This is a genomic window from Cupriavidus gilardii, assembly GCF_017598945.1.
GTDB lineage: Bacteria > Pseudomonadota > Gammaproteobacteria > Burkholderiales > Burkholderiaceae > Cupriavidus > Cupriavidus gilardii_E.
Map to the genome: position 1 here is coordinate 1 of NZ_JAGFTW010000030.1, position 23,704 is coordinate 23,704.

The window sequence follows — 23,704 nt, forward strand, 5'->3', positions numbered from 1 at the left end:
GGATGGAGGTGGTCGGCATGGCGTGGTGGCGACACGGGCGGCTAAGAATGACGCCAGCGTAACAACCGACCTTTCATCTGTAAAACAGGTAATATCGTTATTTCTTACCGGATATATAGATATGCAACATCGCCCGTTGCGGCTGACGCTGCGCCAGCTCGCCGTTTTTGTGGCCGTGGTCCAGCACGGCAGCACGACCGCCGCCGCCGAGGCGCTGGCGATGTCGCAGTCCGCCGTCAGCGCGGCGCTGGCCGATCTGGAGCGTGCCCTGGACCGGCGCCTGTTCGACCGCGTTGCCAAACGGCTGACCATCAACGAGACCGGGCGGCAATTCTTCCCGCGCGCGCTGTCGCTGCTGGACCAAGCGCATGAACTGGAGCGCTTCGCCGCCGACGCCGGCGTGCAGCTGCGCATCGCGGCCAGCAATACGATCGGCAGCTACCTGCTGCCCGCGCTGCTGACCGGCTTCCGCCAGGCCCAGCGCCAACCCTGCGCACTGGACCTCAGCATCGGCAACACCCATGACGTGTTGCAGCAGCTGTTGCGCCTGGAAGTGGATATCGGGCTGATCGAGGGCACCTGCCATGAACGCGAGCTGTCCAGCGTGCACTGGTGCGACGACGAGATGGTAGTGGTCGTGGGCGCTAGCCACCCGCTGGCGCAGGCCGATGGCGATCTGGCGGCGCTGCGCGAGGCGGACTGGCTGGTGCGGGAGCGCGGCTCGGGCACGCGCGAGATCGTCGAGCAGCGGCTGGCCCCGCTGCTCGGTCCGTTACGCTTTGCGCTCGAGTTGGGCAACGCCGAAGCGATCAAGCGCGCAGTGATGAGCGGCTTCGGCGTCAGCTGCCTGTCGCTGCATGTGGTGCGCGACGAGCTGGCGCGCGGCACGCTGGTGGCGCTGCGCCGCGGCCTGCCGCGGCTGGTGCGGCCCTGGCATCTGGTCGTGCATCAGGACAAGTATCCGACCCAGGGCCTGCTGGCCTTTACCGAATACCTGCGCAAGACCGCGCCACGGCTGGAACTGGAAGAACCGGAAGAACTGGAGCGGTCGAAAAGCCGACCGGGCCCGGACACGGCCCCGTCGCACTGATTACGCCGCCTGCGCCTCGCCCGCTTCGTTCTGACGCGCCACGTAACGGTCCAGCCAGCGGAACAGCAGCGGATTGAGCACGATCGACAGCAAGGCGCCCGCCAGGATCAGACTCTGGGCGCGCTCGGGCAGGATCTGCAGGAACACGCCGAGGCTGGCCAGAATGAACGAGAACTCGCCGATCTGCGCAAGGCTCGCGGCAATCGTCATGCCGGTCCGGTTCGAATAGCCGAACATCCGCACGATACCGAGGGCTGCCACCGATTTGCCGACCACGATGATGGATACGGTCGCCAGGACGCCCCACGGGTCGCGCACCAGCACCATCGGGTCGAACAGCATGCCGACCGAGACGAAGAACAGCACGGCGAAGGCGTCCCGCAGCGGTAGCGATTCCTCGGCGGCGCGGTGGCTGAATTCCGACTCGGCCAGCACCATGCCGGCGAAGAAGGCGCCGAGCGCGAACGAAACACCGAACAGCGAATAGGCGCCGAACGCCACGCCGAGCGCTGTCGCCAGCACGCCGAGCCGGAACAGCTCGCGGCTGCCGGTCCAGACGATGCGCTCGAGCATCCACGGAATGAAGCGGCGGCCGATCACCAGCATCACGGCGACGAAGGCCGCGACCTTGCCGAGGGTCAGCGCCACCGTCAGCAGGATATCGGTCACGCTGGCCGCCTCGGCGTCGCCGCCGGTGCCCGCCGGCACCAGCAGACCCGACAGCGCCGGCAGCAGCACCAGCGCCAGCACCATGGCCAGATCCTCGACCACCAGCCAGCCGACCGCGATGCGGCCCTGCTCGCTATCGACCAGATCGCGGTCCTGCAATGCCTTGAGCAGCACCACGGTACTCGCCACCGACAGCGCCAGCCCATAGACCAGACCCTGCCCCCAGCTCCAGCCGAAGCCCCAGGCCACGCCCATGCCAAGCAACGTGGCGATGCCGATCTGCGCCACCGCGCCCGGGATCGCGATCTTGCGCACTGCCATCAGGTCGCGGATCGAGAAATGCAGGCCCACGCCGAACATCAGCAGGATCACGCCCAGCTCGGCCAGCTCCGGCGCCAGCGCCTGGTCGGCGGTGTAGCCCGGCGTATGGGGTCCGACCACCACGCCCGCACACAGGTAGCCGATCAACGGCGGCAACCGTAAGCGCCCCGCCAACGCACCGAGGACAAAGGCCAGGACGATGCCGCCGACGATGGTGCTGATGAGCGGAGTAGCGTGATGCATGCGTGGTGGTTTCCTTCTGATGGCCGGCGTGGCGCCGGGTAGTCGAACGGCGATCCGGTCCCGATCGACGCGGACACGCCGCCATCGACGGGGCCTGGTGCCGGCGCCGCCCGGGCGGACAGCCTGCGGAAATGAAACCGAATGGGAGTCGTCGCCACCGGCAGCGGCGCCCGCGGCGTGAGGGCCGGGGCACGTTGCCGGCATGGTCCAGCAGCGGCGACGACAAGTGCGATAGACGTAATGTATCACGCGCGCCACGCGGTAAAGCCGCGAAAAGGCGCAGGAAATACATCGTGAACGGGAAGAACCGGCGGCAAGACCGCGGACCGGTTGCTACAGCGCAGGGAGATCGATGGAGGCGGGGGTCGGAATCGAACCGGCGTACACGGCTTTGCAGGCCGCTGCATAACCACTCTGCCACCCCGCCGGGTGACCTGGATGCTGGATTGTAGCCGCTGTGGCTTCCGGGCGCCGGAGGCCGATGCGGCAGCATCGCAAACTAAAAAGGGAAGCGCTGCTTCCCTTTCGGACTGGAGCGGGAGACGAGTCTCGAACTCGCGACCTCAACCTTGGCAAGGTTGCGCTCTACCAACTGAGCTACTCCCGCATGACACCTGCTGCGGCTAACCCGGAAGTCGTGACCGGATCGACCAGAAAATTCTGGAGCGGGAGACGAGTCTCGAACTCGCGACCTCAACCTTGGCAAGGTTGCGCTCTACCAACTGAGCTACTCCCGCAGTGTCCTGCGTACTGCACATGCAGTAAAACGGTGCTAAATCACTGCATATAGACCGCTTCTTTCTGCATCTCGCTTCGTTCGTTTTGTTTCGTCAGAAGCGAGAACGAAATTATGCAAACATCCGACAATGAAGTCAAGCATATTTTTGCAGTGATCCTCACTTTTGCGCGGCGGCCCGGGCGGCGGCCGCGCTGCGCTCGCGGATCTGCGGCCACGCGAGTTTCATGTAGTAGAACATCGACCAAAGGGTCAGCACCGCGGCCACGTAGATCAGCCAGCCGCCCAGCATGCCGGCGTCGATGCCGAACAGCGGCGCGTCGAACAGCAGCAGCGGGATCGCGATCATCTGGAACGTGGTCTTGAGCTTGCCCAGGAAATTGACGGCAACGCTCTTCGAGGCGCCGATCTGCGCCATCCACTCGCGCAGCGCCGAAATGGTGATCTCGCGACCGATGATCACCAGCGCGATCAGGTCGCTGACGCGGTCCAGCGCCAGCAGCGACAGCAGCGCGGCGGCGACCATCAGCTTGTCGGCGACCGGGTCGAGAAAGGCGCCGAACGACGAGGTCTGGTTCCAGCGCCGCGCGAGGAATCCGTCCAGCCAGTCCGTGGCCGCCGCGACGATGAAGAAGACGGCCGCCGTCAGGTTCTTGTTGGGCATCGACAGCCAGGCATCGGGCAGATAGAAGACGCCGACCACGAGCGGGATCATGGCGACGCGCAGCCAGGTCAGCAGGATCGGAATATTCAGCGGCATAGGCGGATCGGCAGGGTCGAGGACGGGACAATCACGCGATTGTCGCCGATTCCGACATCAATTGAGCATTTCTCGAAGCGAACCGGCGCCGGTCAGTGCAACTGCCGGTAAATTTCCTCGGCCAGCGTACGCGATATCCCGTCGACGCTGGCGAGCTCGTCGACGCTGGCGGCCATCACGCCGCGGATGCCGCCGAAGCGGGTCAGCAGCTTCTGCCGCCGGCGCGCGCCGATCCCTTCGATCTCTTCCAGCCGCGAGGTGGTGCGCGTCTTGGCGCGGCGCGCGCGCATGCCGGTGATGGCGAAGCGGTGCGCCTCGTCGCGGATCTGCGCGACCAGCATCAGCGCGGCGCTGCCCTGCCCCAACTCCAGCGCGGGCCGGCCGTCGGCGAACACCAGCGTCTCGAGTCCGACCTTGCGGCCCTCCCCCTTGGCCACGCCGACCAGCAACCCGATATCGAGCCCCAGTTCCTCGAAGACCTGCCGCGCGACCTCGACCTGCCCCTTGCCGCCATCGATCAGCACGATATGCGGCATCGCGGCGCTGTCCTCCTGGCCGCGTTCGACCAGCTTCTGATAGCGGCGCGTCAGCACCTGGCGCATCGCCGCGTAGTCGTCGCCCGGCGTGATGCCGTCGATGTTGTAGCGCCGGTATTCGCTGTTCTGCATCGCGTGGTGATGGAACACCACGCAAGAGGCCTGGGTCGCCTCGCCGGCGGTATGGCTGATGTCAAAGCATTCGACCCGCAGCGCGCCCAGATCGTCGAGTTCGATGCCGATGGTTTCGGCCAGCGCCCGCGTACGCGCCTCCTGGCTGCCCTGCTCGGCCAGACGCCGCGCCAGCGCGAGCGCCGCCCCCTGCTGCGCCATCTCCAGCCACGCCCGCCGCTGGCCCTGCGGCTGGCGGATCAGCGTGATGCGGCGGCCGGCCTGCATCGTCAGCGCCTCCATCAGCGCGCCGTCGGCGGGCGCGTGGCTGACCACCAGGATCGGCGGCACCGGCTGATCGAGGTAGTGCTGCGCCATGAAGGCGGCCAGCACGTTGGCAGCGACACGTTCGGCCGTCGCGGCGCCGGGCGCTGCTGCCTCGGCTGCCTCGGCCACCTCGACCGCCTCGGCCGGTGCGCCCGGTTCGAGCGGTTCGGCCGCCTCGGCCGTGGCGACCACGTCCTCGCCCTCCTCGTCGACGATCATCGCCGCCTCTTCGACATGGGCGGGGAAATACGCCTTGTCGCCCAGATGCCGGCCGCCGCGCACCATCGCCAGATTGACGCAGGCGCGCCCGCCCTGCACCGCAACGGCCAGGATATCGATGTCGCTGCTCTGGCCGACTTCCTCGACGGCCTGGCGCTTGAGCACCGTCGACAGCGCGCCGATCTGGTCGCGCACGGCCGCGGCCTGCTCGAACTCGAGCCGCTCGGCGTGCTGCTCCATCTTCTGCTGCAGCCCCTCCAGCACCTCCTTCTGACGGCCCTGCAGGAAACGGGCGGCGTTGCCCACATCGCGCGCGTAATCCTCCTCGCTGATCGCGCCGACGCAGGGCGCCGTGCAGCGGTGGATCTGATGCAGCAGGCACGGCCGCGTGCGGTTGTTGAAGACCGTGTCTTCGCAGGTCCGCAGCTGGAACACCTTCTGCAGGATCTGCATGCTTTCGCGCACCGCATGCGCGCTCGGGAACGGGCCGAAATACTGGTGGCGCTTGTCGGTCGCGCCGCGGTAGTACGCCATGCGCGGATAGCGGTGCGCCGACAGCTTCAGCAGCGGATACGACTTGTCGTCGCGGAACAGGATGTTGTAGCGCGGCGTCAGCGCCTTGATCAGATTGTTCTCGAGCAGCAGCGCCTCGGCCTCGCTGCGGACCACCGTGGTGTCGATGCGGGCGATGCGCGACACCATCATCGCGATGCGCGGCGACAGCTGGGTCTTGTTGAAATAGCTCGAGACGCGCTTCTTCAGGTCGCGCGCCTTGCCGACGTAGAGCACGGCGCCGGCCGCGTCGTAATAGCGGTAGACCCCGGGCAGGCCCGGCAGCGCGGCAATCGCCGTGCGCGGGTCGAAGCCGCCTTCCTGCTCCTGGTCCGGGCCCTGCTCCGGTACGCCGGCCTGTGCGGGCGCAGTCGACGCGTCGATCGGCACCGGCTCAGGCGTGTCAATACTCGGCTCGGCCTCGGCGGGCGAGCCAGTGGGATGCGGGTCCGGACGTGACATCGGGGAAGGCGGCAGGAACATGCGATGGGCCGCCGCGAACGTGGAACGCTGCACGCGCGAAGGCTCGCGGGGCTCTAAAATCGCAAGTTTAGAGCAATTCCGGCTATGACCATCCGCTCCTGGGACATCTTCTGCACCGTGATCGACAACTTCGGCGACATCGGTGTCTGCTGGCGGCTGGCCCGCCAGCTGGCGCAGGAGCATGGCCACGCGGTGCGTCTGTGGGTCGACGATCTGGCGAGTTTTTCCCGTCTGGCGCCGGCAATCGATCCCGCCGCCAGCCACCAGCGCCTGGCCGGCGTCGAGGTGCGCCGCTGGATCGCGGGCAGCGACGAGGGCCTGGGCGAGCCCGCGGGTGCGTCGACAGGCGAGATCGCGCCGCACGACGCGGTGATCGAGGCTTTCGCCTGCGAGCTGCCGCCGGGTTTCGTCGCGCGCATGGCCCAGGCCCCGCGCAAGCCGGTCTGGGTCAATCTCGAATACCTGAGCGCCGAGCCATGGGTGCGCGAACACCATGGCATGGCCTCGCCGCATCCGCGCCTGCCGCTGACCAAGTACTTCTTCTTCCCGGGCTTCGAGCCGGGCACCGGCGGCGTGCTGCGCGAATCGCTGCTTAGCATGCAGCGGCGCCACTTCACCGGTTCGCCGGCGGCGCAGGCGCGGCTGTGGCACCGGCTCGGCGTGACGCCGATCGACGGGGCGCGGCGCATCAGCCTGTTCGCTTATCCGAATCCCGCGCTGCCGGCCCTGCTGGCCCGCTGGCGCGACGGCGACGAGCCGGTGCAGTGCCTGATGCCGTCCGGCCCGGCGGCGCAGCAGGCGTTTGCCTGGGCCGGCGTGGACGCCGCCGCGGCTGCATCGCCCGGCGCCGCCGTTGCGCTGGGCAGCCTGCATCTGCAGCAGGTGCCGTTCCTGCCGCAGGAGCAGTTCGACGAGCTGCTATGGGCCTGCGATCTCAACTTCGTGCGGGGCGAGGACTCGTTCGTCCGCGCGCAGTGGGCCGCGCGTCCCTTCGTCTGGCATATCTACCCGCAGGCCGACGACGCCCATCGCGTCAAGCTGGACGCCTTCCTGGCGCTGTATCGGCAGCAGATCGGCGCGCCGGCCGACGCGGAGGCACTCACCCGCTTCTGGCATGTGTGGAACGGCGCTGCGGCACCCGAGGACGTCGCGGCCGCGTGGGATGGCCTGCGCGACGCGCTGCCTGGCCTGGCCCGCACGGCCCAGCGCTGGCCGCACAGCCTGGCCGCGCTCGGCGATCTCGCAGCGAACCTCGTAGCGTTTTGCGAAAGTCGGGTAAAATAGCGGGTTGATTTGATGGCGGCCGGGCTGGACATCCTGGGTTGCCCGCACGGCGCCTTGCGGCGTCCGACCCGCGGGCCCCGCGCGGGAACTGAGCACGGATCGCGAACGCGCCCCCGCGGCGCGCCCTCGCCACGCCGAACTCCCAGACATTCTTAATTCAGGAAGATTAGTTCAGATGAAAACCGCACAGGAACTCCGCGTCGGTAACGTGTTCATGATCGGGGCCGATCCGATGGTCGTGCAGAAGGCCGAGTACAACAAGTCGGGCCGCAACGCCGCGGTCGTCAAGATGAAGTACAAGAACCTGCTGACCGACGCGCCGGGCGAGGCCGTGTTCAAGGCCGACGACAAGTTCGAAGTGGTCGTGCTCGATCGCAAGGAGTGCACCTACTCGTACTTCGCCGACCCGATGTACGTGTTCATGGACGCCGACTACAACCAGTACGAAGTCGAAAGCGACAACATGGGCGACGCCCTGCACTACCTCGAAGACGGCATGAACGTCGAAGTGGTGTTCTACAACGACAAGGCCATCTCGGTTGAAATGCCGACCACGCTGGTGCGCGAGATCGTCTACACCGAGCCGGCCGTCAAGGGCGACACCTCGTCGGGCAAGGTGCTGAAGAACGCCAAGATCAATACCGGCTTCGAACTGCAGGTGCCGCTGTTCTGCAACATCGGCGACAAGATCGAAATCGACACCCGCACCGGCGAATACCGCAGCCGCGCCAACTAAGGCGACGGGAACGGGCCCTCGCGGTCCGTGCCGAGACGAAAAAAGGGCAGCCCGACCGGCTGCCCTTTTTCATTGCGGGGCGTTCCTCGCCGCGAGCGCGACGGCCTCAGCCGATCAGCGCCTCGTCGCGCAGCTGCCGCAGCGCGCTGCGATAGCCCGCATCCTGCTCCAGCTTGTTCCAGTCCATTGCCTTGCCGCGTGCGAACAGCCGGCGCACGCGCCGCTGCGAGGCCTTGTCGATCGACACGTCGAGCTCGGCCAGCAGCTGGTCGGCGCGCTCGGGATGATTGCAGATCAGCACCATGTCGCAGCCGGCGTCCAGCGCGGCGCGCGCGCCCTGCGTGACGGTGCCCGCGACGCTGGCGCCTTCCATGCTGAGGTCGTCGCTGAAGATCACGCCCTCGAAACCCAGCTGGCCGCGCAGGATGTCCTGCAGCCAGTAGCGCGAGAAGCCGGCGGGATTCGGGTCGACCTTCGGGTAGATCACGTGGGCCGGCATCACCGAGGCCAGCGTCATGCCCATCCACTGATACGGCCGCACGTCCTGTTCGAGGATCTCGTCCAGGGTGCGCTCGTCGACGGGCACCGCGACGTGCGAATCGGCTTCGACGTGGCCGTGTCCCGGGAAATGCTTGCCGCAATTGGCCATGCCGGCCAGCAGCAGACCATGGGTCAGATGATTGGCCAGCATCGCCACCACGCGCGGGTCGGCGTGGAAGGCGCGATCGCCGATCACGCCGCTGCGGCCATAGTCGAGATCGAGCACCGGCGTGAACGACAGGTCGATATCGCAGGCGCGCAGCTCGGCGGCCAGCACATAGCCGCAGGCCACCGCGGCGCGGGTTGCGGCCAGCACGTCGCGATCCCACAGCTCGCCCAGTTTGGCCATCGCCGGCAGATGGGTGAAGCCGTCCGTCTTGCAGCGCTGCACGCGGCCGCCTTCATGGTCGATGCAGATCAGCACGTCGTCGCGCAGCGCGCGGATCTCGCGCGTCAGCGACACCAGTTGCGCGCGCGATTCGAAGTTGCGCGCGAACAGGATTACGCCGCCGGTCAGCGGATGCGAAATGCGGCGTGCATCGTCGGCGTCCAGCTGCTTGCCCTTGACATCCAGCACGACCGGGCCGGGTCGCTTGCCTGCGTTCTTCTTGGTCATCGGTGAAAAGAGAAGGAGTGATCCGTGTTATCTGGGGAAGGCCACGCCCGATCCTTCGGCCGGCCCCGTCCGTTCCGCGATCGCGAAGGCGACCGCATAGTCGTGTTCGTCGCTGACGCTGACGCGCACCGTCAGTCCGCGGTCGCCCAGCCATTGCGCCAGCTCGCCGTGGCAATGCGCATACGGCTCGCCCGACGGCAGGTTCAGCAGCTCCATCGCACGCCAGGTCATCGGCCAGTGCATGCCCAGCCCGATCGCCTTGGAGAAGGCCTCCTTGGCGGCGAAACGCGTGGCCAGGAAGGCCAGACCGCGCTTCTCGACGCGGGCGCGGCGCCGGTGGTAGATCGCGAGTTCCTGCGCCCCGAGCACCTTCTCGGCGAAGCGCCCGCCGGTGCGGGCCATCACGCCGCGCACGCGTTCGATCTGGATGATGTCGGTGCCGACGCCGTAGATCACGCCGGAGCCTTCGGCGCGGGATAGCGCGTGCCGAGCCGGGCGGCGACCATGATCGCCTTCATCTCGCGCACCGCGTTCTGCCAGCCGGCAAATACCGCGTGGGCGACGATGGCATGGCCGATATTCAGTTCCGCGATGCCTGGCAGCGCGGCGATCGGCTGCACATTGGTGTAGTGCAGGCCGTGGCCGGCGTTGACCACCAGGCCATGCTTGAGGCCGGTCTCGACGCCATCGGCGATGCGGCGAAATTCGAGCGCCTGGACGTCAGCGGTTTCCGCATCGGCATAGCGGCCGGTATGCAGCTCGATCACCGGCGCGCCGCTGGCGGCGGCGGCCTCGATCTGCTCGGGCTGCGCATCGATGAACAGCGACACGCGGATGCCCGCATCGGCCAGCTGCCGGCACGCCGCCTTGACCTGCTCGAAGCGGCCGGCCACGTCGAGGCCGCCTTCGGTGGTCACTTCCTCGCGGCGCTCGGGCACCAGGCAGACGTCCTGCGGACGGATCTCGCAGGCGATGTCCAGCATCTCCTGCGTCAGCGCGCATTCGAGGTTCATCCGCGTGGCCAGCTGCGGCCGCAGCGCGCGCACATCGGCGTCGCGGATATGGCGGCGATCCTCGCGCAGATGCAGCGTGATCAGGTCCGCGCCGGCCTCCTCGGCCTGCAGCGCGGCCTGGATCGGATCCGGATACACGGTGCCGCGCGCGTTGCGCAGCGTCGCCACGTGGTCGATGTTGACGCCGAGCGCAATGACGCCGGGATGAGCGTGGAAAATCATAGGGTGATCACAGGGCTTGCAGGTCGATCAGGATCTGGCGCGTCTTCAGTGGCACGCCTTGCAGATGATAATGCAGAAGAAAGCGCATCAGCGCGCGGCTCTGCGTGACGGTCTGCGGCCGGCTGTAGTCGTCGCTCGACATGTCGAGCAGAGTCTGCCCCGACACCACCGGCCACGACGACGGATCGCTGGCATGCGCGCGCCGCACGCCGCGCTCGGGCTGGTACACGTAGTCCAGCCCCGGCTGCACCGCCTCGCCGGTCGAGGTGCAGCGATCGAACGCCACCGCGAAGCCGGTCTCCTGCAGCAGCACCCGCTCGAAGCTGCGCAGCACCAGCCCGGCCGGCTCGCCCTGCCCCAGCCGCGTCAGCGTCGCCATGTAATGGCGGAACAGCGCTTCGTGCGCGTCCTCGCGCGGGCAGAAGCGCAACAGCAGCTCGTTCAGATAGAAGCCGGACAGCAGCGCCTCGCCGGCCAGCGGCGGCATGCCGCCGATCCATTCGGCGCGGGTCAATGTCTTGACCTCGCCGCGCCCGCTCCACGACAGCGAGATCGGCAGGAAATGCTGCAGCACCGCGCGCAGCGCCGAATGCGGGCGCTTGGCGCCCTTGGCGACCAGCGCCATGCGGCCGTGATCGCGCGTGAAGACATCGACGATCAGGCTGGTTTCGCGATACGGCCAGGCATGCAGCACGAAGCCCGGCTGATTGACCACGCGCAGCTCGGTGCGCGCCGGTACGATCCGCATCGCGCGATCCATCATCGCGCGCGCGCTGGCCAGCTCGGCGCCGACGCTGTCGAGCACTTCGGCGGCTTCCTCGGCCACCGGGTCCGCGCGGCGCGCGGAGGCGGTCCCGCGCCGCGCAGGCGCCGGGACCGCCGGGCGGTCACTCATATCCGTAGGCACGCAATCCGGCTTCGTTGTCGGCCCAGCCGCTCTTGACCTTGATCCACAGCTCCAGGTAGACCTTGCCGTCGAACAGCTTCTCCATGTCCAGGCGCGCCTCGGTGGAGATCTGCTTGAGCTTGGCGCCCTTGCTGCCGATCACCATCGCCTTGTGCGCATCGCGCTCGACCAGGATGGTGGCGAACACGCGCCGCAGCCGGCCTTCGGTCTCGAACTTGTCGATGATGACGGTGCTGGTGTACGGCAGCTCGTCGCCGGTCCAGCGGAACACCTTCTCGCGGATGATCTCCGAGGCGAGGAAGCGCTCGCTGCGGTCGGTCATCGCATCGGCGTCGTACATCGGCTCGCCTTCCGGCAGATAGGGCCGGATGATGCCGAGCAGGCGTTCGACATGGTCGCGCGTCTTCGCGGACATCGGCACCACCTCGCGGAACGGAAACTGCTGCCCCATCTTCTCGAGGAAGGGGAACATGATTTCCGAACGCCGCTCGCCGGGCACGCGGTCGATCTTGTTGACGACCAGCAGCACCGGCGTATTGCGCGGCAGCAGCGTCAGCACCTTCTCGTCGTCCGGGCCGTATTGCCCGGCCTCGACCACGAACAGCACCAGGTCGACCGACGACAGCGTCGACGTGACCGCGCGATTGAGCGAGCGATTCAGGGCGCTGGCATGCCGGGTCTGAAAGCCCGGCGTGTCGACGAACACGTATTGGGTGTCGTCGGTGGTCTGGATGCCGACCAGCCGGTGGCGCGTGGTCTGGGCCTTGCGGGAGGTGATGCTGATCTTCTGGCCGACCAGCGCATTGACCAGGGTCGACTTGCCGACGTTGGGCCGCCCGACGATGGCCACGGTGCCGCAGCGGAATGCCGCGGGCGGGTTTGCCGCGGCGGAGTCCGAGGACTGCGGCTGCGGGCGATTCGATTCGGTCATTCCTTCAACCTGAGAGACAACTGCGGATCCGGGGGAACGGGCTGCTTGCGGGTCTTGCCGGTGCGTTCGGCGCGGCTGCGCTTGAGCAGCTGGGGCACCAGCCGCTGCACCTCTTCCAGCGCCAGCTTGGCGGCCGCCTGTTCGGCGGCGCGGCGCGAGGCCCCGGTGCCGAATACCTGCACCTCCAGTTTAGGCACGATGCATTCGACTTCAAACTGCTGGTTATGGGCGGCGCCATGGGTCGCGATCACGTTGTACTGGGGCAGCGCGATCTTGTGGCCCTGCAGGTATTCCTGCAGCAGCGTCTTGGCGTCCTTGCCGAGCGTGCGGGGGTCGACCTGCTCGAGGATCGGGATATAGAGCTTGCGGATCAGGCTGCGGGCGGCCTCGAAACCGGCGTCGAGAAAGACCGCACCGACGATGGCTTCGAGGGCGTCCGCGAGGATCGAGGGGCGGCGGAAACCGCCGCTTTTCAGCTCCCCCTCGCCCAGCCGCAGCGACTCGGACAGCTGCAGCATCTGCGCGATCTCGTACAGCGCCTGCTGCTTGACCAGATTGGCCCGTACCCGCGACAGATCGCCCTCGTCGAGCTTGCCGAACATGCCGTACAGCATGTCCGCGACGGCGCAGTTCAGCACCGAGTCGCCGAGGAATTCGAGCCGCTCGTTGTGCTGCGCGCTATGGCTGCGGTGCGTCAGCGCCTGCTGCAGCAATTCGGGCTTGCTGAAACGGTAGCCGAGTCGTTGCTGCAAGGCGTCGAGGTTCATGTCAGTACTGCGTTCCCGAAGAGGTAGTCGAATGGCGCGCTCCGGCCGGCGGCCGCCCTTTATTGGAACGACCCCACCCGGCCCAGGTTGCCGAGATTCATCCAGATCAGGAATGCCTTGCCGACGATGTTCTCGTCCGGCACGAAGCCCCAATAGCGCGAATCCAGGCTGTTGTCCCGGTTATCCCCCATGACGAAATAGTGACCCGACGGCACCTTGCAGGTCACGCCCTGCTGATTGTAAGTGCAGTTTTCGCGGAACGGGAAATCGGGGTCGGCGCCCGCCACGAAGGCCGGACGGTCGGCATCGTTCAGGATGCCATGCGGTGCGCCGCCCGGCAGCGTCTCGCGGTAATGCTTCGAGTACGACAGCCGTTCCTCGTCCAGGTACTCGGGCAGCGGTTCGTATTGGGCCGGCTTGCCGTTGACGGTCAGCCGCTTGTTTTCATAGCTGACGACATCGCCGGGCACGCCGATCACGCGCTTGATGTAGTCGAGCGACGGGTCCTTCGGATAGCGGAACACCATCACGTCGCCGCGCTGCGGCTCGCCCAGCGAAACGATCTTCTTGTTGATCACCGGCAGGCGCAGGCCGTACTCGTACTTGTTGACCAGGATGAAGTCGCCGATCAGCAGCGTCGGGATCATCGAGCCGGACGGGATCTTGAACGGCTCGACGACGAACGAACGCAGCACGAACACCGCCAGAATCACCGGGAAGAAGCTGGCCGAATACTCGAGCCACCACGGCTGGCGCAGCTTCTCCTCGGCCAGGCGGCTGCGCGAGGTCTCGATTTCGGTGCCGGCGCCATGGCCGGGCATCGCGGCGCGGCGCGCATCGAACTCGGCCAGCGCGGCCTGCGCCGATACGCGGCGCTGTTTCTGGAACACCAGCTTGTCGGCCACCCAGGCAATACCGGTGATGACCACCAGCACAAAAAGGATCAGTGCAAAATTCATGACGGCTAGATCGTTGGCGAAATCTTATTGGTGCGGGCCGGGGGGCATGTAGGCTGGACCGGCGCTGCGCCGATTCGCCACGTTTGCCGTCCGGCGCGTCATTTCTCTTCGACCTGCAGAATGGCCAGGAACGCTTCCTGTGGAATTTCCACCGTGCCGACCTGCTTCATGCGCTTCTTGCCGGCCTTCTGCTTTTCCAGCAGTTTCTTCTTGCGCGAGATATCGCCGCCATAGCATTTGGCCAGCACGTTCTTGCGCAGCGCCTTGACGTTTTCGCGCGCGATGATGTTCGAGCCGATTGCCGCCTGAATGGCGACGTCGTACATCTGGCGCGGAATGATTTCACGCATCTTGGCGGCAACCTCCCGGCCCCGGTATTGCGAATTGGAGCGGTGCACGATGATCGAGAGCGCATCGACCTTGTCGCCGTTGATCAGGATATCGACCTTGACCACATCGGAAACGCGGTACTCCTTGAACTCGTAATCCATCGACGCGTAGCCGCGCGATACCGATTTGAGCCGGTCGAAGAAATCGAGCACGATCTCGGCCATCGGAATCTCGTAGGTCAGCTGCACCTGCTTGCCGTGGTAGCTCATGTTGACCTGCGTGCCCCGCTTCTGCGTGCACAGCGTGATCACCGAGCCGACGTAATCCTGCGGCATGTACAGGTTGACCGTGACGATCGGTTCCAGGATCGCGTCGATCTTGCTCGGGTCCGGCATCTTGGCCGGGTTCTCGACCTGGGCCATGGTGCCGTCGCGCATCTGCACCTGATAGACCACCGTCGGCGCGGTGGTGATCAGGTCCATGTCGAACTCGCGCTCGAGCCGCTCCTGCACGATCTCCATATGCAGCAGGCCGAGGAAACCGCAGCGGAAGCCAAAGCCCAGCGCCTGCGAGACTTCGGGCTCGAACTGCAGCGAGGCATCGTTCAGCCGCAGCTTTTCCAGCGATTCGCGCAGCGCCTCGTACTGGTTGGCCTCGACCGGATAGAGACCGGCGAAGACCTGCGGCTTGACTTCCTTGAAGCCCGGCAGCGGCGCCTCTGCCTTGCGCGCCACCGTGGTGATGGTGTCGCCGACCTTGGCTGCCTTCAGTTCCTTGATGCCGGCGATCACGAAGCCGACCTGCCCTGCCGACAGCGACTCGCGCGGGATCGACTTGGGCGAAAAGATGCCGACCTGCTCGACCAGATGCTGCGAGCCGTTGGCCATCAGCAGCACCTTGTCCTTGGGACGCAGCGTGCCGTTGACCACGCGCACCAGCATCACCACGCCGACGTAGTTGTCGAACCACGAATCGATGATCAGCGCCTGCAGCGGCGCATCCGGATCGCCCTTGGGCGGCGGCACCTTGGCGATCATGGCCTCGATCACGTCCTCGACGCCCTGGCCGGTCTTGGCCGAGCACGGCGTCGCGTCGTGCGCGTCGATGCCGATCACGTCCTCGATTTCCTGAATCGCGTTGTCGGGATCGGCCTGCGGCAGGTCGATCTTGTTGAGCACGGGCACCACTTCGACGCCGAGCTCGATCGCGGTATAGCAGTTGGCCACGGTCTGGGCCTCGACGCCCTGCGAGGCGTCGACCACCAGCAGCGCGCCTTCGCAGGCCGACAGCGAGCGGCTGACTTCGTAGCTGAAGTCGACGTGTCCCGGGGTATCGATCAGGTTCAGGTTGTAGACCTTGCCGTCGCGCGCCTTGTAGCTGAGCGCCGCGGTCTGGGCCTTGATCGTGATGCCCCGCTCCTTTTCGATATCCATCGAATCCAGGACCTGGGCCTCCATTTCGCGGTCGGAAAGGCCCCCGCACAGCTGGATGATGCGATCGGCCAGGGTCGATTTCCCGTGGTCGATATGGGCAATGATCGAAAAGTTACGGATATGGTCCATCGGTTGGTCAGGGGAGCGCCGCGGCAGCGCATTGGCAACGGGCGATGGCGACGTACGCGCATCCGGCCGCGGCACAGCATGTCATGGGCGGAGGGACGGGCGGCCCGCCGGGCGCGCCTGGGCCCGGCCGCAGGTTGGTGGCGCGCTTCGGCCCGACCGTTTGTCACAGGGTCGGCGGCTTTTGCGCCAGACCGCGATTTTACCGGATTTTCAAGGGGGTCCCGCAGCTCAATCGCGCAACGGAACGGGGAAAATGCGGGGCGGCCGAAATCGGTGGGGTTATCCCGTCGCCCCCCGCAGCGTGAAACCCGGCGACCCGCGCGATGTGCGCGCGGAAAGACGCCGGGTCCGCGCTTGCGCGGGGACGGCGGTCAGCGCGCTGCGCCGCCGTTGGGCCGCAGCGTCAGCACCTGGGTGGCGTCGCCGCGGCGCACGAAGATCGCCGCCATCCGGCTCTTGTCCAGGCCGCGCACCAGCTCGTTGAACTGACGGGCGCTGGTCACATCGGTGTCGCCCAGGCGCAGGATCACGTCGCCCGGACGGATGCCGGCGCGCGCCGCAACCCCTTCAGCGGCCTGGACCTCGACCCCCGACTTGATCTTCAGCTCGCGCAGCCGGACCTCGGACAGGTCGCCGACCACCAGCCCCAGCGCATTGGGCTTGGCACCGGCCGCACCGTCGTCGCCCGGCGTGGTGCCGGCGCGCGGACGCGGCTTGGCATCCGGCTCCAGCTCTGCCACGGTGATGGTGACCTCGCGCGTCCCGCCCTTGCGCCACAGCTGCATCGGCACACGCGTGCCCGGCTTGGTCTCGCCGACCAGGCGCGGCAGGTCCGAGGCGCGCTCGATATCGCGGCCGTTGAACTTCAGGATGATGTCGCCGGGCTCGATGCCGGCCTTCTCGGCGGGACCGCCCGGCTCGATGCTGCCGACCAGCGCGCCGCGCGCCCGGCCCAGGCCCAGCGAATCGGCGACTTCCTTGGTGACATCGCCGATCGCCACCGCGATGCGGCCGCGCGTGACCTTGCCGGTCGCCTTCAGCTGCTCGCTGACGCGCAGCGCCTCGTCGATCGGGATCGCGAACGAGATGCCCATATAGCCGCCGCTGCGGCTGTAGATCTGCGAATTGATGCCGACCACCTCGCCGCGCAGATTGATCAGCGGTCCGCCCGAGTTGCCGGGGTTGACCGCCACGTCGGTCTGGATGAACGGCAGATAGTCGCCGGTGTCGCGCCCCTTGGCCGAAACGATGCCGGCGGTCACGCTATTGTCCAGGCCGAACGGCGAGCCGATCGCGAGCACCCATTCGCCGACGCGGATCTTGTTCGAATCGCCCATCTGCAGGCGCGGCAGGCCGTTGGCATCGACCTTCAGCAGCGCGACGTCGGTGCGCCGGTCGGTACCGATCAGCCTGGCCTTGAATTCGCGCTTGTCGGGCAGCGTGACGTAGATGGTTTCGGCATCGGCGACCACGTGGGCGTTGGTCATCACGTAGCCGTCCTGGCTGATGATGAAGCCCGAGCCGACCCCGCGGCTCTGTTCTTCGCCCTGCGGCGGCTGGCCGCGGCGCGGCGACGACCCGGGCGGCGCGGGCGTGCCCGGCATCGGGATGCCGAAGAAGCGCCGGAAAAACTCGGCCATCTCCTCGTCCTCGGGCGTCATGCCGCGCGAACGCACGCGCTCGGTGGTGCGGATGTTGACCACGGCGGGGCTGACGCGCTCGACCAGGTCGGTGAAGTCGGGCAGGCTGTAATTGGAAGCGGTGGCCTGCGCATGGACCGGCGTGGCCAGCATGGGACCCGCCGCCAGCACGGCGGCCAATGCCATGGTCCTGGCCACGGCGTAATAGTTTGACGACATGGTCGACTCCCGCGAGTTCAGCGTAACAGGGTAAGCAAGCCGGGGCGTCCGGTCCAGTCAGGGCCAGCCCGGAGGGTGTCCACGGAATATCCGGAGAATGCCCGGCGTGTGCAGGCCGGCGCGCCGGCGCGCGCCGCATCCCGGCTCAGCGCGGCTTGGGCGCGCGGTATTCCACCGCGGCCGCGAACTGCTTGACCGTGGCCGCCGGCACCTCGCCGACGACGGTGATCCAGAAATCGGCGACCTTGCGCACCACCACCTGGGTCGCGCCGAGCGAGGCAACGCCCTCGCGGCGTACCCGCTGATCCGATACCGGTTCGATGAAGACGGACAGCCCGGTCAGGCCATCGCTATAGACCACCTGCAGCACCTCGAACACCTGCTCGCGGCCGCTGCCTTGCGCGCTGCGCAGATCGCCCAGCGGGCGGCGCACCTCGCGGATCTTCTGGAAGCCCTTGACCGGCACCGTGATCAGCCAGCCCTCTTCGGCGATATTGGCCGGCTGGTAGTTGATCTCATAGCGCTGCCAATTGCCGGCGCTCTTGATCGCGCCGAGGATCTTCTGTTTCTCCGATGGCACGCCGATCTCGATCTGCGAGAACGCGACCTGCTCGAGCACCTTGCCGCCCTCGCCGATGGTCTGTGCGCGCATCAGCAGGCCCGAGTGCTTCTCGGCCCAGAGGCGGACCGCATAGCGGGCGCCGTCGTGCGGCACCAGCGAGAAGACTTCGCATTCCATGCCTGCCACGCGCTCGGGCGACAGCCGCCGCATCTCGTAGAGATCGAGCACATCGCTCTTGTTGGTCGCCAGCAGCGCCGGGAAGCGGTCCTTGGCGTCCTGGCGTTCGACCACCACCAGCTTGGCTTCCGGGATCAGGCTATGGACGATGTCGTTCTGGCGCAGTACCTCGCGCGGCTTGCCGTCGAGCGTCTCGAGGCGCTCGTACTCGTTGTGCACCAGATCGCTGAAATGCTGGATGCGCGAGGCATGCATGACGCTGCCACGCTGGTAGATCAGAGTACCGACGTAGTTTTCGCGCTGCGCGGCGCGGTGAATCTTGCCAAGCCAGGCCGCGGCATCGCGGCGCGCCAGCGTGGGTTCGGGCGTTTGCGCCGTCGCCACCGCGGCCGTCAGGCACAAGGCGAGAAAAAAGGACCTCCTCAGGGCCCTTATTCCTTGTGCGCCCGCTGCTTGGGCGGGCGCCCATCCTTTTTGCATGTCCGGCATTATTCCTGCGTGTTGTCCTGAGAGAAGCTTGCACTATTGGCGACGTTGCGCATGGTCGGCACCATGGCATTGGTCGTCACGGACACCCGGTGAGCCCGCAGGTACTCATCCAGGCGCGGATCGCGAATCATCTGGCCGGCATCGGCGGCAACCGTCAGCACGCCGGTGGCCTTCGGGGCCGCGGGAACGCCTTCACTGGTGCTGGCGACGATGGCGCCGGGCGCGGCCGGATCGGCATCGCGCATTTGCGGCACCACTACCCAGCTGACCGCCGCGACGGCGGCCGCGATCGCGGTGCCCGGCATCACGCGGCGCACCCACGACGGGCGCAGCAGCAGCCGATGGCGGCGTACCGGCGCATCGGCCAGCGCGGCGGGCGCCAGCAGGTGCGGTTCGTCTTCAAGACGGCTGGCGAAGCGGGACACGAAGGCCGCGGTCGACCCGGCATGGGCCAGGTCCTCGGAGCGCAGCGTGTCGCCGATCAACTGGAATACCGACCATTGCTCCTGGCCCGGCTCGCTCTTGGCGAGCGCCAGCACGGCCTCGAATTCATGCGGCGCCAGTTCGCCGTCGATCAATGCGGAAATCTGCTCCGCTGCCTCGGGCGCATGAACCGATTGCCTGTGAGCCTGACCCATTTCCAACCCCTCGATAACCATCGAACACCGAACAATCCCGTCACAATACTGTCGCTTCTCGATGCAGGAGCAGGCTGCAACGCTGGCCGCACGACATATTTTTGACTTCTACCACCGCTTGCCCTCTGCCGTTCCCAGCAGCGGGCGTAGTTTTTCCGCAATCGCTTCGCGTGCCCGGAAAATGCGCGATCTGACCGTACCGATCGGACACCCCATCGCTTCGGCGATTTCCTCGTAGCTGAGGCCTTCGATCTCGCGCAGCGTGATGGCGGTTCGCAATTCCTCCGGCAGGGCCTCCATCGCGCGGTTGACGGTGTCTGCCACCTGGCGCGTATGGAGCATCGACTCCGGCGTATTGATATCCCTTAGTTGCTCACCATCCGCAAAAGTTTCAGCCTCTTCCGCATCGATATCGCTGGACGCCTCGGGACGCCTGCCTTGCGTGGCCAGATAGTTTTTGGCCGTATTGACAGCGATCCGGTACAACCAGGTGTAGAACGCCGATTCCCCGCGGAATTGGGGCAAGGCGCGATATGCCTTGATAAAGGCATCTTGCGCCACATCCTCGACTTCGGCGGGGTCCCTGACCAGACGCGAGATCAACCGGATGATCTTGCGGTGGTATTTGGCCACCAGCAGTTCAAAGGCCCGCTTGTCGCCCTGCTGGACGCGTTCAACAAGGAGCTGGTCGGCTTCGCGTTCGCTCACGAATAGTTCACCTGCAGTGTATCTCTTGGTATCGCTGTCAAAACAAACGTTGTATTTTACCTACGCCGCACCCCGCGAGACCGCCGCGGAACGAAAAGCGTATTGACAGCCGGGGCGAATGCCACAGGGCGTCAGTATGCATTAAGCGGCACCGGTTGGGCCGTCCGATTGTATTCAAAGCGATGCTCAGGACGCATGCAGCGCGCGCAGTATCGCCCGCTGCGGCGCACCGTCCGCCTTGTCCCGCTCGCCGGCAATGCAACAGCCAACGATGACCAGCACGCCCGGCACGGCGCCGTCCCCATCCTGCGCGGGCGTCAGCCGCAGCACCGTGGCGAGGCCGCCCAGCTGCCAGCACGCCGCCACACGGGCACGCACGTGGCCGCCCTTCGGCACCGCCACGACGATTTCCGTCTTCGCATCGCCCGTCGCGATGCCGACCAGGCGGCATGCCGCCGCCCGCCAGGCACCTTGCCAGGCGCGCCCGCCCCACAGCGTGGCCGCGACCGCCAGGGCCGCCCACCACAGCGGCGCCCTTTCGCCCGCGGCCCACCCTTGCCCGGCCCGCCACAGCAACCACAGCAGCGCGGCAAGCTCGCAGCCCAGGAACGCCGTCAGCAGCCAACGCTGCGGATGACGTCCCGGGGACAGGAAGCTAGGGAGCGGCCGGCGGGCGCCGGCTTCAGGCACGACGGAAGACGAGCGTGCCGTTGGTACCGCCGAAGCCGAAGTTGTTCTTGACGGCCACGTCGATCTTCATTTCACGCGCGGTGTTCGGCACGTAATCGAGATCGCACTCGGGGTCCTGATTGAAGATGTTGATCGTCGGCGGCGCGACCTGGTGATGCAGCGCCAGCACCGTGAAGACCGACTCCAGGCCGCCGGCGCCGCCCAGCAGATGGCCGGTCATCGACTTGGTGGAGTTCACCGCGATCTTGTACGCGTGCTCGCCGAAGGCCAGCTTGATCGCCTCGGACTCGTTCTTGTCGCCCAGCGGCGTCGAGGTGCCGTGCGCGTTCAGGTACTGGACCTCGTCCGGATTGACGCCGGCATTCTTCAGCGCATTGATCATGCACCGGCGCGGACCGTCGGTGCTGGGCGCCGTCATGTGGAACGCGTCGCCGCTCATGCCGAAGCCGGCCAGCTCGGCGTAGATCTTCGCGCCGCGCGCCTTGGCCGACTCGTACTCCTCGAGCATCATCACGCCGGCGCCTTCGCCCAGCACGAAGCCGTCGCGGTCGATATCCCACGGACGCGAGGCGGCCGCCGGATCGTCGTTGCGGGTCGACAGCGCCCGCGCCGCGGCGAAACCGCCGATGCCCAGCGGCGACACGGTCGATTCCGCACCGCCGGCGAGCATCGCGTCGGCGTCGCCCGCCTCGATCAGGCGCGCGGCCAGGCCGATGCTGTGCAGCCCGGTGGTGCAGGCGGTCACGGCGGCCAGGTTCGGGCCCTTCAGGTTGTGGTTGATCGACAGGTGGCCGGAGATCATGTTGATGATCGAACCCGGCACGAAGAACGGCGAAATCCGGCGGGGACCGCGATTGGTCAGCTCCGCGTGCGTATCCTCGATCATGGGCAGGCCGCCGATGCCCGAGCCGACCAGCACGCCGATGCGATCGGCGTTGGCCTCGGTCACTTCCAGGCCGCTGTCGCGCAGGGCCTGGGTGCCGGCCGCGATGCCATAGTGGATGAAGGTATCCATATGGCGGGCTTCCTTGGCCGGGATGTAGTCCTCGACATTGAAGCCCTTCACCTCGCCGGCGAAGTGCACGGCCAGCGCGGAGTGATCGAATTTGGTGATGGTGGCAATGCCGGACTTGCCGGCAACCAGATTGGCCCAGCCTTCGGCAACCGTGTTTCCGACCGGAGACACAAGGCCGAGCCCGGTGACGACGACGCGACGACGGCTCACTATGATTTCCTACGGGTGGGTGAGGCAAGGCGGAACGGGCGGTCGGCCGGGGCGCCGGGACGGCGCCATGGCGATTCCGCCGCGCCGGCACGCCGGCGCACCGGCCAGCATGCCGGCCAGACCGACGGCCCGAAGACCGGCCGGCAGCCTGACGGCACGATGGCCGACGATGGAGCCGGCTTGGGCTCCATCACAACTCCGCTTGCTCGAACAAACGAAAGCCACAGAAAACGGCACAACGGGATCTGGCGACCCCTCTGCCCGTTTTCTGTGGCCCGGAATCCGGATCCGACAGGCTTACGCCTTGACGTGCGCCGACGCGTAGTCGATGGCCTGCTGCACGGTCGTGATCTTCTCGGCTTCCTCATCGGGAATTTCCATGCCGAATTCATCTTCCAACGCCATCACGAGTTCGACCGTGTCGAGCGAGTCGGCGCCGAGGTCGTTCACGAACGAGGATTCGTTCTTGATGTCGGCTTCGGCGACGCCGAGTTGCTCTGCCACGATCTTCTTGACGCGTTGTTCGATATTGTCCATTTAGCCCTCCAGGGAAGTTCGACAAAAAAGTGGGCGCATTTTAGCAGGTTTGGCCCGTGAAAATGCCGTCCGCAGTCTTTCGCAAGAAATGCGCCCGTTCTTCTAAAAAAGGGGGTGACGCCAAGGCGTCGCGCCCCCTCAGTTCATATACATGCCACCGTTGACATGCAGCGTGGTGCCGGTCACATAAGCCGCCTGCGGACCGGCCAGGAAGGCCACCGCGTTGGCGATGTCCTCCGGCTGACCGAGCCTGCCGAGCGGAATCTGGGTCTTGAGCGCGGCATGCTGCTCTTCCGACAGCACCTTGGTCATATCGGTATCGATAAAGCCCGGGGCGACGCAATTGACGGTGATGTTGCGGCTGCCGATTTCGCGCGCCAGCGCGCGCGTCATGCCTTCGACGCCCGCCTTGGCCGCAGCATAGTTCATCTGGCCCGGGTTGCCGGTCGAACCGACCACCGAGGTGATGTTGATGATGCGTCCGCCGCGGGCCTTCATCATCGGCCGCAGCACACCGCGCGACAGGCGGAAGACCGCCGTCAGATTGGTGTCGATCACCGCGCTCCAGTCCTCGTCCTTCATCCGCATCGCCAGTTGGTCCTGCGTGATGCCGGCATTGTTGACCAGGATATGGATGCCGCCGTGATTCTTGACGATCTCGTCGATCAGCGCCTCGCAGCGCGCCGGGTCGTTGACGTCCAGCACCGCGCCCGCGCCCTTGAGCTGCTCGGCGGCCAGATATTCGCCGATCGCGGCGGCCCCCTTCTCGCTGGTGGCCGTGCCGATCACCAGTGCGCCCTGCCGGGCCAGTTCCAGCGCGATCGCGCGGCCAATGCCACGCGAGGCGCCCGTCACCAGCGCGACCTGATTGTCCAGGGTCTTGCTCATCCCGTTATTTCTCCTTG

Annotated in this window: 22 protein-coding genes and 3 tRNA genes; 3 read left to right on the forward strand and 22 right to left on the reverse strand. The window is 66.7% G+C overall.

The features are described from left to right. The first annotated feature begins 121 nt into the window (after positions 1–121). Positions 122–1,090 carry a LysR family transcriptional regulator gene (locus J5T34_RS10370; RefSeq protein ID WP_208579679.1) on the forward strand — a complete coding sequence of 323 codons (969 nt, stop codon included), beginning with the start codon at positions 122–124 and terminating at the stop codon, positions 1,088–1,090. Here the strand turns inward: J5T34_RS10370 and ybaL are convergent, their stop codons facing one another. The 6 genes from ybaL to uvrC all read right to left on the reverse strand — a co-directional run bounded on the left by ybaL (position 1,091) and on the right by uvrC (position 6,026). After that, a complete protein-coding gene (ybaL, locus tag J5T34_RS10375) occupies positions 1,091–2,323 on the reverse strand; it encodes a YbaL family putative K(+) efflux transporter (RefSeq protein WP_208579680.1) in 1,233 nt (410 codons plus the stop codon). A 353-nt stretch (positions 2,324–2,676) separates the two neighbouring features. Continuing rightward, positions 2,677–2,750, reverse strand: a tRNA-Cys gene (locus J5T34_RS10380). 104 nt (positions 2,751–2,854) lie between these two features. Next, a tRNA-Gly gene (locus J5T34_RS10385) sits at positions 2,855–2,930 on the reverse strand. Positions 2,931–2,984: 54 nt separating this feature from the next. After that, positions 2,985–3,060: transfer RNA gene (locus tag J5T34_RS10390), tRNA-Gly, on the reverse strand. A gap of 159 nt (positions 3,061–3,219) precedes the next feature. Then, positions 3,220–3,819, reverse strand: a complete 600-nt coding sequence (pgsA, locus tag J5T34_RS10395; protein WP_174108868.1) for a CDP-diacylglycerol--glycerol-3-phosphate 3-phosphatidyltransferase — start codon at positions 3,817–3,819, stop codon at positions 3,220–3,222. A gap of 92 nt (positions 3,820–3,911) precedes the next feature. Beyond that, entirely contained in the window at positions 3,912–6,026 is a 2,115-nt protein-coding gene (uvrC, locus tag J5T34_RS10400; protein ID WP_208579797.1) for an excinuclease ABC subunit UvrC, read from the reverse strand. A gap of 105 nt (positions 6,027–6,131) precedes the next feature. On the opposite strand from uvrC, the gene earP reads away from it, so the two are divergent. Together earP and efp are read left to right on the forward strand one after the other, a co-directional pair. Beyond that, positions 6,132–7,331, forward strand: coding sequence for an elongation factor P maturation arginine rhamnosyltransferase EarP (earP, locus tag J5T34_RS10405; RefSeq protein WP_208579681.1), 1,200 nt, complete (start codon positions 6,132–6,134; stop codon positions 7,329–7,331). A gap of 175 nt (positions 7,332–7,506) precedes the next feature. Further along, positions 7,507–8,067 (forward strand): elongation factor P, encoded by a 561-nt coding sequence (efp, locus tag J5T34_RS10410; protein WP_006578548.1) that lies wholly within the window; start codon positions 7,507–7,509, stop codon positions 8,065–8,067. A 106-nt stretch (positions 8,068–8,173) separates the two neighbouring features. Here efp and nagZ read toward each other — a convergent pair whose 3' ends face one another. The 16 genes from nagZ to fabG form a co-directional block, all read right to left on the reverse strand. Beyond that, positions 8,174–9,223: a beta-N-acetylhexosaminidase gene (gene nagZ / locus J5T34_RS10415; protein WP_149317045.1), complete on the reverse strand. Its 1,050-nt coding sequence runs from the start codon at positions 9,221–9,223 to the stop codon at positions 8,174–8,176. A 27-nt stretch (positions 9,224–9,250) separates the two neighbouring features. Then, positions 9,251–9,679: a holo-ACP synthase gene (gene acpS, locus J5T34_RS10420; RefSeq protein ID WP_208579682.1), complete on the reverse strand. Its 429-nt coding sequence runs from the start codon at positions 9,677–9,679 to the stop codon at positions 9,251–9,253. Beyond that, on the reverse strand, positions 9,676–10,458 hold the full coding sequence (gene pdxJ, locus J5T34_RS10425; RefSeq protein WP_208579683.1) for a pyridoxine 5'-phosphate synthase: 783 nt from the start codon (positions 10,456–10,458) through the stop codon (positions 9,676–9,678). Before pdxJ ends, acpS begins: the two co-directional genes overlap by 4 nt. A gap of 7 nt (positions 10,459–10,465) precedes the next feature. Beyond that, complete coding sequence (gene recO, locus J5T34_RS10430) at positions 10,466–11,353, reverse strand: DNA repair protein RecO (protein WP_208579684.1); 888 nt, start codon at positions 11,351–11,353, stop codon at positions 10,466–10,468. Then, positions 11,346–12,296 carry a GTPase Era gene (gene era / locus J5T34_RS10435; protein ID WP_174108861.1) on the reverse strand — a complete coding sequence of 317 codons (951 nt, stop codon included), beginning with the start codon at positions 12,294–12,296 and terminating at the stop codon, positions 11,346–11,348. The genes recO and era overlap by 8 nt, the downstream gene beginning before the upstream one ends. After that, a complete protein-coding gene (gene rnc, locus J5T34_RS10440; protein WP_006578554.1) occupies positions 12,293–13,063 on the reverse strand; it encodes a ribonuclease III in 771 nt (256 codons plus the stop codon). Before rnc ends, era begins: the two co-directional genes overlap by 4 nt. A gap of 59 nt (positions 13,064–13,122) precedes the next feature. Further along, positions 13,123–14,022, reverse strand: a complete 900-nt coding sequence (gene lepB, locus J5T34_RS10445) for a signal peptidase I (RefSeq protein ID WP_208579685.1) — start codon at positions 14,020–14,022, stop codon at positions 13,123–13,125. A gap of 98 nt (positions 14,023–14,120) precedes the next feature. Further along, a complete protein-coding gene (gene lepA / locus J5T34_RS10450) occupies positions 14,121–15,914 on the reverse strand; it encodes a translation elongation factor 4 (RefSeq protein WP_174108859.1) in 1,794 nt (597 codons plus the stop codon). Positions 15,915–16,285: 371 nt separating this feature from the next. Further along, a complete protein-coding gene (locus J5T34_RS10455) occupies positions 16,286–17,773 on the reverse strand; it encodes a DegQ family serine endoprotease (RefSeq protein ID WP_244258816.1) in 1,488 nt (495 codons plus the stop codon). Positions 17,774–17,918: 145 nt separating this feature from the next. Beyond that, on the reverse strand, positions 17,919–18,992 hold the full coding sequence (locus J5T34_RS10460; protein ID WP_174108857.1) for a MucB/RseB C-terminal domain-containing protein: 1,074 nt from the start codon (positions 18,990–18,992) through the stop codon (positions 17,919–17,921). Between the two features lie 8 nt (positions 18,993–19,000). After that, positions 19,001–19,639 carry a sigma-E factor negative regulatory protein gene (locus J5T34_RS10465; RefSeq protein ID WP_208579686.1) on the reverse strand — a complete coding sequence of 213 codons (639 nt, stop codon included), beginning with the start codon at positions 19,637–19,639 and terminating at the stop codon, positions 19,001–19,003. A 108-nt stretch (positions 19,640–19,747) separates the two neighbouring features. Continuing rightward, positions 19,748–20,347: an RNA polymerase sigma factor RpoE gene (rpoE, locus tag J5T34_RS10470; RefSeq protein WP_006578764.1), complete on the reverse strand. Its 600-nt coding sequence runs from the start codon at positions 20,345–20,347 to the stop codon at positions 19,748–19,750. 186 nt (positions 20,348–20,533) lie between these two features. Next, the gene (locus J5T34_RS10475) at positions 20,534–21,037 is read right to left on the reverse strand and encodes a hypothetical protein (RefSeq protein WP_208579687.1); all 504 of its coding nucleotides are present in this window, start codon (positions 21,035–21,037) and stop codon (positions 20,534–20,536) included. Beyond that, a complete protein-coding gene (gene fabF / locus J5T34_RS10480) occupies positions 21,030–22,262 on the reverse strand; it encodes a beta-ketoacyl-ACP synthase II (RefSeq protein WP_174108854.1) in 1,233 nt (410 codons plus the stop codon). The genes J5T34_RS10475 and fabF overlap by 8 nt, the downstream gene beginning before the upstream one ends. Positions 22,263–22,559: 297 nt before the next feature. Continuing rightward, positions 22,560–22,799 (reverse strand): acyl carrier protein, encoded by a 240-nt coding sequence (acpP, locus tag J5T34_RS10485; protein ID WP_006577662.1) that lies wholly within the window; start codon positions 22,797–22,799, stop codon positions 22,560–22,562. Between the two features lie 138 nt (positions 22,800–22,937). Then, entirely contained in the window at positions 22,938–23,687 is a 750-nt protein-coding gene (fabG, locus tag J5T34_RS10490; RefSeq protein ID WP_174108853.1) for a 3-oxoacyl-ACP reductase FabG, read from the reverse strand. Positions 23,688–23,704 lie beyond the last annotated feature (17 nt).

What these genes read in the sequence shown, in the direction of transcription:
- nagZ (WP_149317045.1), bottom strand. Translation starts at nt 9,223, where the DNA reads ATGACCAAGAAGAACGCAGGCAAGCGACCCGGCCCGGTCGTGCTGGAT.
- efp (WP_006578548.1), top strand. Translation starts at nt 7,507, where the DNA reads ATGAAAACCGCACAGGAACTCCGCGTCGGTAACGTGTTCATGATCGGG.
- fabG (WP_174108853.1), bottom strand. Translation starts at nt 23,687, where the DNA reads ATGAGCAAGACCCTGGACAATCAGGTCGCGCTGGTGACGGGCGCCTCG.
- earP (WP_208579681.1), top strand. Translation starts at nt 6,132, where the DNA reads ATGACCATCCGCTCCTGGGACATCTTCTGCACCGTGATCGACAACTTC.
- rnc (WP_006578554.1), bottom strand. Translation starts at nt 13,063, where the DNA reads ATGAACCTCGACGCCTTGCAGCAACGACTCGGCTACCGTTTCAGCAAG.
- pgsA (WP_174108868.1), bottom strand. Translation starts at nt 3,819, where the DNA reads ATGCCGCTGAATATTCCGATCCTGCTGACCTGGCTGCGCGTCGCCATG.
- era (WP_174108861.1), bottom strand. Translation starts at nt 12,296, where the DNA reads ATGACCGAATCGAATCGCCCGCAGCCGCAGTCCTCGGACTCCGCCGCG.
- recO (WP_208579684.1), bottom strand. Translation starts at nt 11,353, where the DNA reads ATGAGTGACCGCCCGGCGGTCCCGGCGCCTGCGCGGCGCGGGACCGCC.
- acpP (WP_006577662.1), bottom strand. Translation starts at nt 22,799, where the DNA reads ATGGACAATATCGAACAACGCGTCAAGAAGATCGTGGCAGAGCAACTC.
- lepB (WP_208579685.1), bottom strand. Translation starts at nt 14,022, where the DNA reads ATGAATTTTGCACTGATCCTTTTTGTGCTGGTGGTCATCACCGGTATT.
- lepA (WP_174108859.1), bottom strand. Translation starts at nt 15,914, where the DNA reads ATGGACCATATCCGTAACTTTTCGATCATTGCCCATATCGACCACGGG.
- J5T34_RS10465 (WP_208579686.1), bottom strand. Translation starts at nt 19,639, where the DNA reads ATGGGTCAGGCTCACAGGCAATCGGTTCATGCGCCCGAGGCAGCGGAG.
- uvrC (WP_208579797.1), bottom strand. Translation starts at nt 6,026, where the DNA reads ATGTCACGTCCGGACCCGCATCCCACTGGCTCGCCCGCCGAGGCCGAG.
- J5T34_RS10460 (WP_174108857.1), bottom strand. Translation starts at nt 18,992, where the DNA reads ATGCAAAAAGGATGGGCGCCCGCCCAAGCAGCGGGCGCACAAGGAATA.
- pdxJ (WP_208579683.1), bottom strand. Translation starts at nt 10,458, where the DNA reads ATGATTTTCCACGCTCATCCCGGCGTCATTGCGCTCGGCGTCAACATC.
- J5T34_RS10455 (WP_244258816.1), bottom strand. Translation starts at nt 17,773, where the DNA reads ATGTCGTCAAACTATTACGCCGTGGCCAGGACCATGGCATTGGCCGCC.
- ybaL (WP_208579680.1), bottom strand. Translation starts at nt 2,323, where the DNA reads ATGCATCACGCTACTCCGCTCATCAGCACCATCGTCGGCGGCATCGTC.
- J5T34_RS10370 (WP_208579679.1), top strand. Translation starts at nt 122, where the DNA reads ATGCAACATCGCCCGTTGCGGCTGACGCTGCGCCAGCTCGCCGTTTTT.